General features: G+C 69.1%; 14 protein-coding genes. 6 read left to right on the top strand and 8 right to left on the bottom strand.

Annotated elements, in window-relative coordinates; translation table 11 throughout:
• Position 1: 1 nt before the first annotated feature.
• Positions 2–1,417, top strand: a complete 1,416-nt coding sequence (locus ASG29_RS12505) for a pyruvate dehydrogenase complex E1 component subunit beta (RefSeq protein WP_055984393.1) — start codon at positions 2–4, stop codon at positions 1,415–1,417.
• 39 nt (positions 1,418–1,456) lie between these two features.
• Here ASG29_RS12505 and ASG29_RS12500 read toward each other — a convergent pair whose 3' ends face one another.
• From ASG29_RS12500 to ASG29_RS12490, 3 genes are read right to left on the bottom strand one after another with little or no spacing between them, the layout of a single operon-like run.
• Positions 1,457–2,170 carry a TadE/TadG family type IV pilus assembly protein gene (locus tag ASG29_RS12500; protein ID WP_235532903.1) on the bottom strand — a complete coding sequence of 238 codons (714 nt, stop codon included), beginning with the start codon at positions 2,168–2,170 and terminating at the stop codon, positions 1,457–1,459.
• Positions 2,167–2,766, bottom strand: coding sequence for a TadE/TadG family type IV pilus assembly protein (locus tag ASG29_RS12495; RefSeq protein WP_055984388.1), 600 nt, complete (start codon positions 2,764–2,766; stop codon positions 2,167–2,169). The genes ASG29_RS12500 and ASG29_RS12495 overlap by 4 nt, the downstream gene beginning before the upstream one ends.
• Positions 2,763–4,595 (bottom strand): Tad domain-containing protein, encoded by a 1,833-nt coding sequence (locus ASG29_RS12490; protein ID WP_235532902.1) that lies wholly within the window; start codon positions 4,593–4,595, stop codon positions 2,763–2,765. The genes ASG29_RS12495 and ASG29_RS12490 overlap by 4 nt, the downstream gene beginning before the upstream one ends.
• Positions 4,596–4,818: 223 nt before the next feature.
• Between ASG29_RS12490 and ASG29_RS12485 the strand changes: the two genes are divergently transcribed.
• Positions 4,819–5,490 (top strand): hypothetical protein, encoded by a 672-nt coding sequence (locus tag ASG29_RS12485; protein ID WP_082515975.1) that lies wholly within the window; start codon positions 4,819–4,821, stop codon positions 5,488–5,490.
• Positions 5,491–5,551: 61 nt separating this feature from the next.
• On the top strand, positions 5,552–6,019 hold the full coding sequence (locus ASG29_RS12480; protein ID WP_055985577.1) for an EF-hand domain-containing protein: 468 nt from the start codon (positions 5,552–5,554) through the stop codon (positions 6,017–6,019).
• A gap of 4 nt (positions 6,020–6,023) precedes the next feature.
• On the opposite strand, the gene trmFO is transcribed toward ASG29_RS12480, so the two are convergent.
• Complete coding sequence (gene trmFO / locus ASG29_RS12475) at positions 6,024–7,334, bottom strand: methylenetetrahydrofolate--tRNA-(uracil(54)-C(5))-methyltransferase (FADH(2)-oxidizing) TrmFO (RefSeq protein WP_055984383.1); 1,311 nt, start codon at positions 7,332–7,334, stop codon at positions 6,024–6,026.
• A gap of 131 nt (positions 7,335–7,465) precedes the next feature.
• Between trmFO and ASG29_RS12470 the strand changes: the two genes are divergently transcribed.
• Positions 7,466–8,467, top strand: a complete 1,002-nt coding sequence (locus ASG29_RS12470; protein ID WP_055984381.1) for a hypothetical protein — start codon at positions 7,466–7,468, stop codon at positions 8,465–8,467.
• Between the two features lie 57 nt (positions 8,468–8,524).
• Positions 8,525–8,956 carry a DUF488 family protein gene (locus tag ASG29_RS12465; RefSeq protein ID WP_055984378.1) on the top strand — a complete coding sequence of 144 codons (432 nt, stop codon included), beginning with the start codon at positions 8,525–8,527 and terminating at the stop codon, positions 8,954–8,956.
• A gap of 103 nt (positions 8,957–9,059) precedes the next feature.
• On the opposite strand, the gene ASG29_RS12460 is transcribed toward ASG29_RS12465, so the two are convergent.
• From ASG29_RS12460 to ASG29_RS12450, 4 genes are all read right to left on the bottom strand, one after another.
• Entirely contained in the window at positions 9,060–10,904 is a 1,845-nt protein-coding gene (locus tag ASG29_RS12460; RefSeq protein ID WP_055984375.1) for an acetyl/propionyl/methylcrotonyl-CoA carboxylase subunit alpha, read from the bottom strand.
• 145 nt (positions 10,905–11,049) lie between these two features.
• Positions 11,050–11,532, bottom strand: coding sequence for a hypothetical protein (locus ASG29_RS12455; RefSeq protein ID WP_156458002.1), 483 nt, complete (start codon positions 11,530–11,532; stop codon positions 11,050–11,052).
• 10 nt (positions 11,533–11,542) lie between these two features.
• The gene (locus tag ASG29_RS16465; RefSeq protein WP_321163196.1) at positions 11,543–12,010 is read right to left on the bottom strand and encodes an endonuclease domain-containing protein; all 468 of its coding nucleotides are present in this window, start codon (positions 12,008–12,010) and stop codon (positions 11,543–11,545) included.
• A complete protein-coding gene (locus tag ASG29_RS12450; protein ID WP_055984372.1) occupies positions 12,007–13,608 on the bottom strand; it encodes a carboxyl transferase domain-containing protein in 1,602 nt (533 codons plus the stop codon). The genes ASG29_RS16465 and ASG29_RS12450 overlap by 4 nt, the downstream gene beginning before the upstream one ends.
• A 36-nt stretch (positions 13,609–13,644) precedes the next feature.
• On the opposite strand from ASG29_RS12450, the gene ASG29_RS12445 reads away from it, so the two are divergent.
• The gene (locus ASG29_RS12445; protein ID WP_055984369.1) at positions 13,645–13,980 is read left to right on the top strand and encodes a DMT family protein; all 336 of its coding nucleotides are present in this window, start codon (positions 13,645–13,647) and stop codon (positions 13,978–13,980) included.
• The last annotated feature ends 3 nt before the right edge of the window (positions 13,981–13,983 follow it).

Raw genomic sequence — 13,983 nt, 5'->3', positions numbered from 1 at the left:
CATGGCGATCGACATCAAGATGCCGGCGCTGTCGCCCACGATGGAAGAAGGTACGCTGGCCAAGTGGCTGGTGAAGGAAGGCGACACCGTCAAGTCCGGCGACATCATGGCCGAGATCGAGACCGACAAGGCGACGATGGAGTTCGAGGCGGTCGACGAGGGCACCGTCGCGAAGATCCTGGTCGCCGAGGGCACCGATGCGGTGAAGGTCGGCACGGCCATCATGCAGCTCGACGCCGAGGGCGAGGAACCGTCCACGACGAAGGACGACGCGCCCGAGCCGGAGGCGAAGGCGGACGAGAAGAAGGCCGCCGCGGTCGAGGATTCGGCGCATCCCGCGCAGGAAAAGGTCGAAACCGGCGCGCGCCAGATGTTCGATGCCGCTGCCCACAAGGCGGAGGTCCGCGACCCCGAGGTTCCGGAAGGGACCGAGATGGTCAAGACCACCGTTCGCGAGGCGTTGCGCGACGCGATGGCGGAGGAGATGCGCGCCGACGACCGCGTGTTCGTGATGGGCGAGGAAGTCGCGCAATATCAGGGCGCGTACAAGGTCACGCAGGGTCTGCTGGACGAGTTCGGCGACCGCCGCGTGATCGACACGCCGATCACCGAATATGGCTTCGCCGGCGTCGGCACGGGCGCGGCGATGGGCGGCCTGCGCCCGATCGTCGAGTTCATGACGTTCAACTTCGCGATGCAGGCGATCGACCATATCGTGAATTCGGCGGCGAAGACCAACTACATGTCGGGCGGGCAGATGCGCTGCCCCATCGTGTTCCGCGGCCCCAATGGCGCCGCCAGTCGCGTCGGTGCGCAGCATTCGCAGAACTACGGGCCGTGGTACGCCAGCGTCCCCGGCCTGATCGTGATCGCGCCGTACGACGCGGCGGATGCGAAGGGGCTGCTCAAAGCCGCGATCCGCACCACCGATCCGGTCGTGTTCCTGGAGAACGAGCTTCTGTACGGCCGCTCGTTCGACGTGCCCAAGCTGGACGACTGGGTCCTGCCGATCGGCAAGGCGCGGACGATGCGCGAGGGCAAGGACGTGACGATCGTCAGCTATTCGATCGGCGTCGGCCTGGCGCTGGAGGCGGCGGACCGGCTGGCGGATGAGGGCATCGATGCGGAGGTCATCGACCTGCGCACGCTACGCCCGCTGGACAAGGCTGCGGTGCTGACGTCGCTGGCGAAGACCAACCGGCTGGTCGTGGTCGAGGAAGGCTGGCCGACGTGCTCGATCGCATCGGAAATCGTCGCGATCGCGATGGAGGAGGGGTTCGACGACCTCGACGCCCCGGTCCTGCGCGTCTGCAACGAGGACGTGCCGCTGCCCTACGCCGCCAACTTGGAGAAGCTGGCGCTCGTTTCCGCGGACAAGGTCGTGACCGCGGTCAAGAAGGTTTGTTACCGGAACTGATCGCCGGCGGTGTGGGCCCGGCTCCGGTCGGAGCCGGGCTCAACTGCTGGTATATCGGTCGCAGGTGTAGCGCGTCGCGGTCGGCGCCGGATTGTAGATCTGGTCGAAGGCGCGGCGATCGCGCACCACGAACGAGGCGATGTAGTGGAGGCGCGCGAACTCGCCCGCCAGCCACATCTTCCCGATCACGGGCGAATAGTCGTAATTCACCTCGACGAACATCACGCCCGAATCGGGCGGCGCGGATACCTTCGCGCCCGTCTTTCCCATGCCGCCCGTCACCTCGGTCCCGGCGTAGCTCGCCCCGACGGCGGTGCCGTCGGTCGGCTTGGTCGTGCCGTAACGCGAATCGTATGACGATCCGCTCTTCGTCCCCAGGCATCGCTGCCAGTGGATATATTGCTTCCCGCCGTGTTCCTCGAGGCTGGACAGCGTCACGCGCCCCTGCGTCGTCAGGCCCCATTTCTCGCCCTGCATCCGCGCAGCGGTCAGTGCGTCGTTGATGTCGACCTCGCGCAGCTGGGTCGTATTGTCCGCCTGCATATTGCCCACGCGCGACGCATTGTCGGCGAGGTTCAGCGCGATCTGGCTGACGCGCAGATTGGCGAGGGCGAGGTTCGCGGTCTCGATGCCGTAGCATCCGATGCCCAGGACGATCGGCATCGAGAAGGCGAACTCGATCAGCGCCACGCCCGACCGGTCACGCAGCAACGCGCGCGACACGCGCACGAACGTCGATGGGGGGCGTGTCACGTGCATATGCTCTCGATCGCCTTCACGTCCTGGGTGCGGTAGGGCTGGTTCTTCAGCATCGTCGTCGCGGTGATGGTCTGCTTCGCGGGCCATCCGAACATGGGGGCGATGGGGAACAGGCGCGGATACTCGACGCGCATGGTGTATTTGGTGACGTCGTTCGCGCCGCCCTGTCCGGTACGGCCGGGGTCCGCGTCCCATTGCTTGTTGCCGTTCACGTCGTCGTAGCATTCGCCGGCGTTGCGGACGCCGTCCCTGTTCGTGTCCGTGAAGTTCTCCGGCTTCCCGACGGAAAACGACTGATAGCTCTTCCGCTCGGGGAAGAATTTCGCTTCCGGACCCAATCTGGCGACCATGTTCTTGACCGCCGCATCCTGCGCCGCGGCGTTCGTCGCGTTCGTTTCCAGCGCGCTGTCGCGTCCGGCCTTCATCATCGCCCCGTCCAGGACCGACTGGACGTAGGCCTGATACATCAGGTCGCACAGCCCCATGATGAGGGCGAGCATGACCGGCGCGATGATCGCGAATTCCACGACCGTCACCCCCCGCGCATCGCGGCGCAGCGCGCAGACGCGGCGGGCCAGCCGGGCGATCACTTCTGCAACCTCAGCATTGCGACCTGTTTCGCGATGGTCTGGAACGCGGTCGACAGTCCGGAGCCGCTGGTGGTGGCCAGCGCCTGCGTATCGACGCGGGCGCAGCTCTTCAGCTCAGGCGTGCTCCCCATGCCGATCGCGACGGTCCAGACGTCGATCCCCATCGCACGCGCGCGATCGCACACCGCCAGGAACCGGGCGTTGTGATACGCCTTCAGGTTGCCATGGTCCCCCGCACTGACGCGGTTGTCGAAATATTCCATGCCGTAGAGGCCGTACAGATACGGGCTGGGCGACATGTCGCCGTCGGTCAGGAAGATGATGACCTTCTTGGGCGATGCCTGTCCGGCACGACCGGTGTTGTCGCCGGCGAAGATGCCCTTGCTCGACAGCATCCGGGCGCCCCAGATCATGCCCGTGTCGTGATAGGTGCCGCCCAGCGCCTTGAAGTCCGGCGCATCGACGTAGGCGGCGACCTCGCTGGCCGACATCGCAGAAAGACGGTGGATCGGCTTTCCGCAGGAATAGTTTCCCGAACTCCGCCGCGCCGCGTCGCCCAGGCTATACCGATAATTGTCGTCGTCGCCGTCGGTGGCATCGTCCCCGGTCCAGCCGTAGCCCCAGCGCGTATACTCCGCATCCGCCCACATCGGCGCCCATCGCGTCGGCGCGGCGCTGGTGGGGACCAGATCGGGATCGAGATCGTAGGAGGCGGCCGTGAAGCTGGTCGTGCCGGCCTCGGTCTGCCGCTCCTCGATGCAGCCGTCCCATTTCGAGGTCGCACCCGTCGCCTTCGTCGGATCGGGGACCGCGCCGCCCGACAGATATTGCGACACGTTGGTGTCGTAGCGACGGTAGGTGTAGCGCGGGCCGATCCGCTGGTTGGTGGTGTAGCATTGCCCGAAGCTGGAATCCCACACGTCCACGACGCGCGTGGCGCGGCCGGAGGAATCGTAGGTCAGCGCGGTCGACGGCGTGCGGCTGTACGTCGCATTGCAGCTGGCGCTGCTCTTGCCGTTCGAGCTGCGGCTGATGTTCGATATGAAATAGTCGGCGGTGACGCGGCGCGATTGATAGGGAACCGTCTCGGACGAGGCGCTTCCCATCATGTACGACGGCGACATCGCTTGGATCGCACGGCCGGCGTTCACGGTCGAGGTGTAGCTGACGAAGCTGTAGCGGATGCGCGTGTTGGCGTCGACGCTGGCGATCATCGTGGCGTGGAAATCCTTCACCGCCTGCCGCAGGGCCTTGATGCGCGATCCCGAACCCACGCTGGTTTCGGGGACCGCATAGCCCGTGGAACCTGGATAGCCCGCCACGGCATCCGGATCCGACGACGGCCGCGTATAGGCGACCGCGGAATTGGCGTTGACGTAGTTGCCGCATTGCGTGCTGTTGTCCTCCGGGCGGCACGCCATCGAGCCCGTGGTGTCCAGGACGAAGACGATGTCGGTATCCGCGACCTCGTACCGTGCCTCGCACGCGACGTTCACGGTCGCATCGCCGACCGCGAAGATCTTCATGACCGTCATCGGCACCACGACCGACGCGGTTCCGGCGACCTGGTTGTCGGTCGTCTTCACCGGCGCGAACGTCGCGGTCCCGGTGCTGAGCCAGCCGGACTCCATGTTGTTGCGGAAGAATTCGCGCGCCCTGTTCGCGGCATTGGTGTCGAGCGTGGACGAGCTGGTCGTCGCCATGAACTTGCGCCCGGCAAGCACGCCCGCGTCGCACGCCTGCTGGATCCGCGATTTGACGACGTAGAGCCGCGCCATGTCGACCGCGGACCCCGCCAGACCGCTGAGCGGGATCAGGGCCATGGCCATGATGACCAGCGTGTTGGCTTTCCGGTCATGGAGCAGCCGCAGGAGAAAGCTCCGGCGCTGCGGCTGACGGCGTGATGCTTGGCTGTTGCTCTTCATTTTCTCGCGTCCAGGACGCCGCCGCATCGCATGGACATCCACAACAGGCGGTAGACGGACATGGTAAACGGTTCGGTAACCCGATCCCCTTGCGCGGCGACCGGCGCCGCCGCATCGCTGTCGGGTCATGTCACCGCTTCCCCCCACCGCACCGGCGACGATCTTCGGCTGGGTCGGGTGCCGCTTCGCCGGCGCCCCGGCCGCCTTGTTCGCGCTCGACGCGATCCTGGGCACGGTCGTCCGCACCACGCGCACGCCGATCCTGGGCCAGATGCGGCTGACGTGGTGGCGCGACGCGCTGCTGGCGCTGGATGCGGCACCGGCGCCCGCCCACCCGGTGTTGCAGGCGTTGCACGCGCATGTCCTGCCGCGAATGTCGGGTGCGACCCTTGCCGGGATGACGGACGGGTGGGAGCTGCTGACGGACGAGGCCGTTCCCGATGACGCCGCTCTGCTGGCCTATGCCCAGGCGAGGGGGACGACGCTGTTCCGGGCGATCGTTCCGGACGGCATCGGCGACGGCGACGGCGACGGCGGCAGCAACGGGCGGATCGCGGCGGCGGGGCGCGGCTGGGCGCTGGCGGACCTGGCGGCGAACGTGGCGGAGCCGGCGTTGGCGCAGCGGGCGGGCGCGGCGGCGCTGGCCGCGCTGGGGGATGCGCGGGGTCGCTGGCACGGTCCTGCCCGCGCGATCGGGGCGCTGGCGGCGGATGCCGCGCTCGCGGTCGAGGGGCGCGGGGTCCCGGGCGGTCCGCGCCGCAGCGCACGCGCGATCCGCCTGCTGTTGACCGGCAGGTGACGGCTTTCGTCCGCGCGACGGCGGCGGTAGGGTCGGCGCGGTGACGGCGGAGGCGCGGGACATGTGGCGATATGTGGCGGGGGGAATCGCGGCGTTGCTGATGACGGCGGCGGGGTGGTTGATCTTTTCCAGCCAGGCGCGACCGGATTCCCCGTTGCCGGCGATGCCCGCGCAGGCCGCGGGACCCTCGACGCCGGTGGCGGCGGACGATCCGGCGGTCGCGCTGCCCGCCGCGCCCGAACGATCACGCGAACAGAAGCGCTTCGATCGCTACGACAAGGATCGCAACGCCGGGATCGCGCGCGAGGAGTATCTGGCCCCGCGGCGCAAGGCCTTCGCGAAGCTCGACGTGAACGGCGACGGGCGCCTGTCGTTCGAGGAATGGGCGGTGAAGACGACCGACCGCTTCGCCGCGGCGGATCGCGACGGGTCGGGCGTGCTGACCGCGGCCGAATTCGCCACGACGCGCCCAAAACGTGCCGCCGCCCGCCCGCGGTGCGTCTGTCCTCCGCCGGGCGGCGACGACTGACGGATCAGGCCGCGACCCAGCCCGCCAGCGCCTCACGCGCGCGATCGGTGTACATGCGCTTGCGATCCGCCTTCTTCGTCTTGCCGGGGATGGGCGGGAAGAGGCCGAAATTCACGTTCATCGGCTGGTAGGTGTCCGCCGCCGCCCCGCCGGTGATGTGCGAGAGCAACGCGCCCAGCGCCGTTTCGACCGGAGGGGAGGGGAGCGAGCGCCCCGCGAGTTCCGCGGCGGCGAAGCGGCCCGCCAGCAGGCCGATCGCGGCGCTTTCGACATAGCCCTCGCATCCCGTCACCTGCCCGGCGAAGCGGATCGCCGGGCGCGATTTCAGCCGCAGTTCGCCGTCCAGCAGTTCGGGCGACCGCAGGAACGTGTTGCGGTGCAGGCCGCCCAGCCGCGCGAACTCCGCATTCTGCAACCCCGGGATGGTGCGGAAGACGCGGACCTGTTCGGCATGTTTCAGCTTCGTCTGGAACCCCACGATGTTCCACAGCGTACCCAGCGCATTGTCCTGCCGCAGCTGCACGCAGGCATAGGGCCAGCGGCCCGTGCGCGGATCGTCCAGGCCGACGCCCTTCATCGGTCCGAAGCGCAGCGTCTCCACCCCGCGCTCCGCCATCACCTCGATCGGCATGCAGCCCTCGAAATAGGGGACGTTCTCCCACTCGCGATATTCGGTCTTCTCCGCGGCCAGCAGCTCGGCGACGAAGGCGTGATATTCCTCCTTCGACATCGCGCAGTTGATGTAGTCGGTCCCGTCGCCCTTGTTCCAGCGCGACTGGAACCAGGCGGTTTCCATGTCGATCGAATCGCGATGGACGATCGGGGCGATGGCGTCGAAGAAGGCGAGCGCGTCCTTGCCGGTTTCCGTCGCGATCGCCTCCGACAGGGCGGGCGCGGTCAGCGGGCCTGTCGCGATGATCGCGGGGGCATCGGGCAGGATGTCGATACGCTCGCGCACGATCGTGACGTTGGGATGCGCCGCCAGCGCCGCCGTCACGCCCGCGGCGAACCCGTCGCGGTCGACCGCAAGCGCCGACCCCGCGGGCACGCGGGTCCGGTCGCCTTCGCGCAGGATCAGCGATCCCAGCGCACGCATTTCCTGATGCAGCAGGCCGACCGCGTTGGAATCCGCATCGTCGGAGCGGAAGCTGTTCGAACAGACGAGTTCGGCCAGGTCGTCGGTGTGGTGCGCCGCGGTCGCATCGCCGCCGCCGCGCATCTCGCTCAGCCGCACGCGGAAGCCCGCCTCGGCCAGTTGCCACGCCGCCTCCGACCCGGCCAGGCCGCCGCCGATCACTTGGATGTCATGAGTCATGGCGCGGCGAATAGCGCCAAGCGCGGGGTGATGGCCAGAGCGCGCGGTCGCGTCCGAAACGGACCGGTCAATCCACCTGCGACGACCGCGATCGTCCTACGGTCGCGCATCGGGCGGACGCGGGGGCGGACATGGAAGCGTGGGAAGAGAAACGGCGCGCCATCTGGGTCATGCGCGTGCTGGGCGCGATACTGGCGTTGTTGCTGCTCACCACGGGGATCGCGATCCACAGCATGCGCGGATCGGGCGCGCATGCGGTGGTGGGCCTTGGGAGCGCGATCTTCGTCGCGGCGCTGATGGTCGGTGCCTTCCTGGGTTTCCTGTTCTCGGTTCCGCGGGTCCTGGCGCGCGGCGCGACGGAGGCGGCGGTGGGCGCCGTCCCGGCGGGCACGCAGGCGCAGCGATTGCTGGAGACGAATACCAATCTGGAGCGGATTTCCGACTGGCTGACCACGCTGATCGTCGGTGCCGGGCTGACCCAGGTGGCGCGCGCGGGCGAGGCGTTGGCATCCTTCTCCGCGTTCGTCGGGACGGCTTCGGCGCCGCTGGGGCCGGTCGCGGCGCGGCTGCCGGGACTGGCGCCGATGATCCTGGTGACCGGCGTGATCCTGGGCTTCCTGGCGATGTACCTGTATACGAGGATCGAGATCACGCGCCTGTTCCGCCATGCCGAACTGGATTGCTATCTGGACCGCGACGCCCAGCGCGCGGTGGCGAACGCGATCCAGCGTGCGCCGTCCGCAGCCCCGCTGCCCACGCCGTCGCTGGGCAGTATCAGCGTGGAGGACGCGCTCGATCTGATGTTCTCGATGCTGTACGATGGCGACGCCGGTTACGCGCGCGTCATCGATCTTGCGGGGCGGCTGTCCAGTTCCAGCGCGGTGGCGCGGCCGGAATATTGGTTCTATCTCGCCGCCGCGTTCGGGCAGCAGCATGGCGTCGCGACGGCGGAGGGCGATCAGGAGCTGCGACAAAGCGCGCGCGACAATGCGCTGGACGCGGCGCGCCGGGCGGTCCGGATCGATCCCAGCTATCGCGACCGCCTCCGCGCCCTGGCGACGCCGGGCGGCAACGACGACGATCTGGCCACCCTGGCGGAGGATCCGGACATGCGGCGCGTGCTGGAGGGGTAGCGTCCCCGGGGGCGCCGGGAACTGGCGCTTCCGGCAGACGATCGCCATGTGCAAGCGATGACCATCTATACCATCGGGTACGAGGGAGTCGCTATGGGCGACTTCCTGTCCACGCTCGTGCGCGCCGGGGTGCGGCGCGTGATCGACGTCCGGATGCTGCCGTTGTCGCGCCGGCCGGGGTTCTCGAAATCGATCCTTGCCGCCTCGCTGGCGGCGGAGGGGATCGACTACGTCCACCTGAAGTCGCTGGGCACGCCCAAGCCGGGGCGGGACGCGGCGAAGAAGGGCGATGTCGCGACGCTGGAGGCGGTCTATGCCGAGCAACTGGCATTGCCCGAGGCGATGGCGCAGGCGGCGCGGATGCGCGCGCTGGCGGACGAGATGCCGAGCGCCCTGCTCTGCTACGAGCGCGATCCGTGCCATTGCCACCGCACCCTGCTGCTCGCCGCGGAGGGCGAGGGGCGGGAGGTGGTGGACCTGTACGTCTGAGCCTCCCTCCGTTCGGCCTGAGCGCAGTCGAAGGCCATGCGGTGGTACGTGTGCTTCGACTTCGCTCAGCACGAACGGGGGGTGGGGTCCGAGGGAGGTGCCGTCAGGCTTCGCCCTTCTCGATCCGGACCAGCACCACGCCCTCGACCACCTGCCCGCCGGTATCGGCGTTCAGTTCCGCCACCATGCCGTCGAACGGCGCGACCAGCGCATGTTCCATCTTCATCGCCTCCAGCACCAGCAGCCGCTGCCCCTTCGTCACCGTATCGCCCGCCGCGACCTCCACCGCGATGATGCGGCCGGGCATGGGGGACAGGATCGCGCCGTCCGCCGCGCCGCCCGCCGCCGTCGCGGTCGCCCGGTAGCGGTCCAGCGCCCATGTCTGCCCGCCTTCGGATATCAGCACCGCGCCGTCGGTCGCGTCGTCGGCCCCCTGCGCGTCGGCGAAGTCGATCGCCAGCGGTTCGCCGTCCAGCAGGAACATGCCCGTCCGACGCGGCGCGGCGTTCAGGCGGAAACCGCCGAGCGCGACCGGGCCGACCAGCGCGGCGGCGGCGGCGACCAAAGCCTCCTCGCTCGGCAGCGTCGGAGGCATCAGCGCCTCGCCCTCGCGCGCGATCAGGCCGGTGTCGACATTGCCCGCGACGAAGGCGGAATGGTCGAGCGCCTCGACCAGGAAGCCCGCGTTGGTGCGGACGGGCCACACGACGCTTTCGTCCAGCGCGTCGGCCAGCGTCTCGCGCGCTTCCTCGCGGGTTTCGCCATGCGCGATCAGCTTCGCGATCATCGGATCGTAGAAGGGCGAGATGACGCTGCCTTCCTCGACGCCCGTGTCGATGCGGACGCCGTCGCCCAGCGCGAACGCCTCCAGCGTGCCGATCGAGGGGAGGAAGCCCTTCGCCGGGTCCTCCGCATACAGCCGCGCCTCGATCGCGTGGCCGTGGATCGACAGCTGGTCCTGCGTGCAGGGCAGCGGTTCGCCCGACGCGACGCGCAGCTGCCATTCGACCAGGTCCTGCCCGGTGATCGCCTCCGTCACGGGATGTTCGACCTGCAACCGCGTGTTCATTTCCATGAACCAGATGCGGTCGGCGCGCAGCCCGTCGCTGGCGTCGGCGATGAATTCGATCGTGCCGGCGCCGACATAGTCGACCGCCTTCGCCGCGCGGACCGCGGCGTCGCACACCGCGGCGCGGGTGGCGGGGTCCATGCCGGGGGCGGGGGCCTCCTCGATCACCTTCTGGTGGCGGCGTTGCAGCGAGCAGTCGCGTTCGAACAGATGGACGACGTTGCCGTGGGTGTCGCCGAACACCTGCACCTCGATATGCCGCGGCGACAGGACGTACTTCTCGATCAGGACGCGATCGTCGCCGAACGAGCTGGCCGCCTCGCGCCGGCAGGAGGCGAGCATGTCGGCGAAGGAGGCGGCGTCGTCGACGCGGCGCATCCCCTTGCCGCCGCCGCCCGCCACCGCCTTGATGAGGACGGGCCAGCCAATCCGCGCGGCCTCCGCGGCGAGGCGGTCGGGGGACTGGTCCTCGCCCAGATAGCCCGGCGTGACGGGAACGCCCGCGTCGATCATCCGCTGCTTCGCGGCGTCCTTCAGCCCCATGGCGCGGATCGAGGCGGGGGAGGGGCCGACCCAGACCAGCCCGGCGTCGATCATCGCCTGCGCGAAATCGGCATTCTCGCTCAGGAAGCCGTAGCCGGGGTGGATCGCCGCCGCGCCCGTTTCCTTCGCCGCGGCGAGGATGCGGTCGCCGACGAGATAGCTTTCGCGCGCGGGGGAGGGGCCGATGTGCACCGCCTCGTCCGCCTCGCGCACGTGCAGCGCCGTCGCATCGGCGTCGGAATGGACCGCGATCGTGCGGATGCCCAGCGCGCGCGCGGTGCGGACGATGCGGCAGGCGATCTCGCCGCGGTTGGCGATCAGGAGCGAGGCGATCATGCGGCGGCACCGTGGTTGCAGGAGGGGACGTGGGCGCGAATGTTGCGAATGTTGAATCGATCGCGCGTTTTTCGCGCGGTGCGGGCGGGGACCTCCATCATGGTCGCCGCCGTATCACGACCGGGCGGATGTAGGACATCGCGGCTCACGATCCGCAGCCGTCGGTGCGGTGCGAATAGGTGACGTTCAGGATCTTCCACCCGCCCCCGCTGCCGTTGTCGCGGACGAGGTCGAACAGGTCGTAGCCGCAGTGGGACGGCTTGCCGTCGATCGTGACGGTGTACGGCGCCCAAACCATCGCGACCGGGCCGTCGATCTCGATCGCGGGCTGGCCGAGCGTCTCGACCACGCGGGTGCCGTCGGGCTTCAGGCCGGCGGCGAAGTCCGCCCAGCGGATCGTGCGGCGCTGCGCCGTGCCGTCGGGACCGGTGCGGACGGCGGTGATCGTGCCTTCCGGCAGCGTGACGGCGATGACGGCGGCGGCATCGTCGGTGGTGAGCGCGGTCAGCAGCCGCGTGACGGGCGCCATGACCTCCGCCTCGGTCGAGCCGGGCGGGGGGAGGGCGGTGCCCTTCACGATCGGCGCGACGGGCGTGGTTTGCAGGGCGAGGAGGAGGGGGAGGATCATGGCGATACCTTCATACCTCCCCGGTACGGGGAGGGGGACCGCCCGGCGGCGCCGGGTGGTGGAGGGGTTGGCAGGCGGCGACGATGGCGCGGACGGCGGCGTCGGTGTCGGACAGGACGTCGCGGGCCGGAATGCGCAGGGTGCGGAAGCCGAGGTCACGAAGCGCGGCGTCTCTTGCCGCGTCGCGTGCCGGGCGATCGCCACGCGCGTGCGCCTCGCCATCCACCTCGATCGCGAGGCGGGCCGATAGGCAGGCGAAGTCGAGGCAATAGCCCGCGATCGGATGCTGGCGGCGGAACTTCAGGCCCGCGGGACGCGTGCGTAATGCGCGCCAGAGGACGACCTCCGGCAGGTTGTTCGAGCGGCGTTCTTTGCGGGCGCGAATAATCGTGCTTCGCGTGGTGGCGAAGACCCCTCCACCAGCCTTCGGCTGGTCCCCCTCCCCGTGCCGGGGAGGTATTTGGTCGGCCCCCGTCACATGCGGAAGACGCCGAACCGGGGCGTCTCCTCCACCGGGGCGTTCAGCGCTGCCGTCAGCGCCAGGGCCAGCACGTCGCGGGTCTGCGCCGGATCGATCACGCCGTCGTCCCACAGGCGGGCGGTGGCGTAATACGGGTTGCCTTCGTCCTCGTACTTCGCGCGGACCGGCGCCTTGAACGCCTCCGCCTGTTCGGGCGTCCAGCCGTCGGCGTCGCGATGGACGGTCGCGAGCACGCTGGCGGCCTGTTCCCCGCCCATCACGCTGATCCGGCTGTTGGGCCAGGTGAACAGGAAACGTGGCCCATAGGCGCGCCCGCACATGCCGTAGTTTCCGGCGCCGAAGCTGCCGCCGATCAGCACGGTCAGCTTCGGCACGCTGGCGGTGGCGACGGCGGTAACGAGCTTCGCGCCATGTTTCGCAATGCCTTCCGCCTCATACTTGCCACCGACCATGAAGCCGGAGATGTTTTGCAGGAACAGCAACGGAACGCGGCGCTGGCACGCCAGTTCGATGAAATGCGCGCCCTTCACCGCGGATTCGCTGAACAGCACACCGTTGTTGGCGAGGATCGCGACCGGTAGCCCGTGGATATGCGCGAAGCCGCAGACGAGGCTGCTGCCGTACAGCGCCTTGAACTCGTGGAACTCGCTGCCGTCGACGATCCGCGCGATGACCTCGTGCACGTCGTACGGCGCGCGGACGTCCTGCGGCACGATGCCGTACAGGTCGTCGGCGGGATAGAGCGGGGGGCGGGGCGGGGCGAGGTTCACGTCGGGCGTGCGGTCCGCGGGCAGCGTGGAGACGATGTCGCGCACGATCGTCAGCGCGTGTTCGTCGTTCTCCGCCAGATGATCGACCACGCCCGACCGGCGCGCGTGCAGGTCGCCGCCGCCCAGGTCCTCCGCGGTGATGACCTCCCCCGTCGCGGCCTTCACCAGCGGGGGGCCGGCGAGGAAGATCGTGCCCTGTTCGCGGACGATGACGGTTTCGTCCGACATCGCGGGCACATAGGCGCCGCCCGCGGTGCAGCTGCCCATGACGCAGGCGATCTGCGGGATCTGCCGTGCGGACATCTGCGCCTGGTTGAAGAAGATGCGGCCGAAATGGTCGCGGTCGGGGAAGACCTCCGCCTGATGCGGCAGGTTCGCGCCGCCCGAGTCGACGAGGTAGATGCAGGGGAGGCGGTTCTCCAGCGCGATCTCCTGCGCGCGCAGGTGCTTCTTGACCGTCAGGGGGTAATAGGTGCCGCCCTTCACGGTCGCGTCGTTGCAGACGATCATGCACTGCCGTCCCGATACGCGCCCGATGCCCGCGATCATGCCCGCGCCGGGAATGTCGCCGCCGTACAGTCCGTCCGCGGCAAGCTGGCCGATTTCGAGGAAGGCGGTGCCCGGGTCCAGCAGGCGCTCGACGCGGTCGCGCGGGAGCAACTTGCCGCGCGATTCGTGGCGGTCGCGCGCGCGCGCGTCGCCGCCCAGCGCCGCGGTCGCGACGCGGGCGCGCAATTCGTCCGCCAGCGCGCGGTTGTGCGCAGCATTGGCGCGGAAGCCCGCGTCGTCGCGGGACAGCTTCGTATCGAGCTTCGGCGCGCTCATCTTGCGATCGTTCCTTTCGCGGCGCAGGGGGCGGGAATGCCGACGATCCTGCTGCTGACGCTGTCCAACGTGTTCATGACCATCGCGTGGTATTGGCACCTGAAGGGCGGGATGGCCAAGCCGCTGGCGCTGGTCGTCGCGATCAGCTGGGGCATCGCGCTGTTCGAATATTGCCTGGCCGTGCCCGCCAACCGGATCGGATATGCCGCCGGGTGGAGCGCGGGGCAGCTGAAGGTGACGCAGGAGGCGATCGCGTTGATCGTGTTCGGCGTGTTCATGGTCGCGGTGCTGGGCGAGCCGGTGACATGGCGCCATGCCGCGGCATTCGCGTGCATCGTGGCGGCGGTGGGGTTCCTGTTCGTGGGGCGGTGAGCA

This window comes from Sphingomonas sp. Leaf412, assembly GCF_001425405.1.
Taxonomy (GTDB): Bacteria; Pseudomonadota; Alphaproteobacteria; order Sphingomonadales; family Sphingomonadaceae; genus Sphingomonas.
Note: the sequence above shows the minus strand (reverse complement) of the source record. Positions and strands in the feature narration are given on the sequence as shown.

Excerpts from the sequence above, each read along its gene's own strand:
- ASG29_RS12505 (WP_055984393.1), top strand. The coding sequence starts at position 2 with ATGGCGATCGACATCAAGATGCCGGCGCTGTCGCCCACGATGGAAGAA.
- ASG29_RS12490 (WP_235532902.1), bottom strand. The coding sequence starts at position 4,595 with ATGGCCATGGCCCTGATCCCGCTCAGCGGTCTGGCGGGGTCCGCGGTC.
- ASG29_RS12485 (WP_082515975.1), top strand. The coding sequence starts at position 4,819 with ATGTCACCGCTTCCCCCCACCGCACCGGCGACGATCTTCGGCTGGGTC.
- ASG29_RS12480 (WP_055985577.1), top strand. The coding sequence starts at position 5,552 with ATGTGGCGATATGTGGCGGGGGGAATCGCGGCGTTGCTGATGACGGCG.
- trmFO (WP_055984383.1), bottom strand. The coding sequence starts at position 7,334 with ATGACTCATGACATCCAAGTGATCGGCGGCGGCCTGGCCGGGTCGGAG.
- ASG29_RS12470 (WP_055984381.1), top strand. The coding sequence starts at position 7,466 with ATGGAAGCGTGGGAAGAGAAACGGCGCGCCATCTGGGTCATGCGCGTG.
- ASG29_RS12465 (WP_055984378.1), top strand. The coding sequence starts at position 8,525 with ATGACCATCTATACCATCGGGTACGAGGGAGTCGCTATGGGCGACTTC.
- ASG29_RS12460 (WP_055984375.1), bottom strand. The coding sequence starts at position 10,904 with ATGATCGCCTCGCTCCTGATCGCCAACCGCGGCGAGATCGCCTGCCGC.
- ASG29_RS12455 (WP_156458002.1), bottom strand. The coding sequence starts at position 11,532 with ATGATCCTCCCCCTCCTCCTCGCCCTGCAAACCACGCCCGTCGCGCCG.
- ASG29_RS12450 (WP_055984372.1), bottom strand. The coding sequence starts at position 13,608 with ATGAGCGCGCCGAAGCTCGATACGAAGCTGTCCCGCGACGACGCGGGC.
- ASG29_RS12445 (WP_055984369.1), top strand. The coding sequence starts at position 13,645 with ATGCCGACGATCCTGCTGCTGACGCTGTCCAACGTGTTCATGACCATC.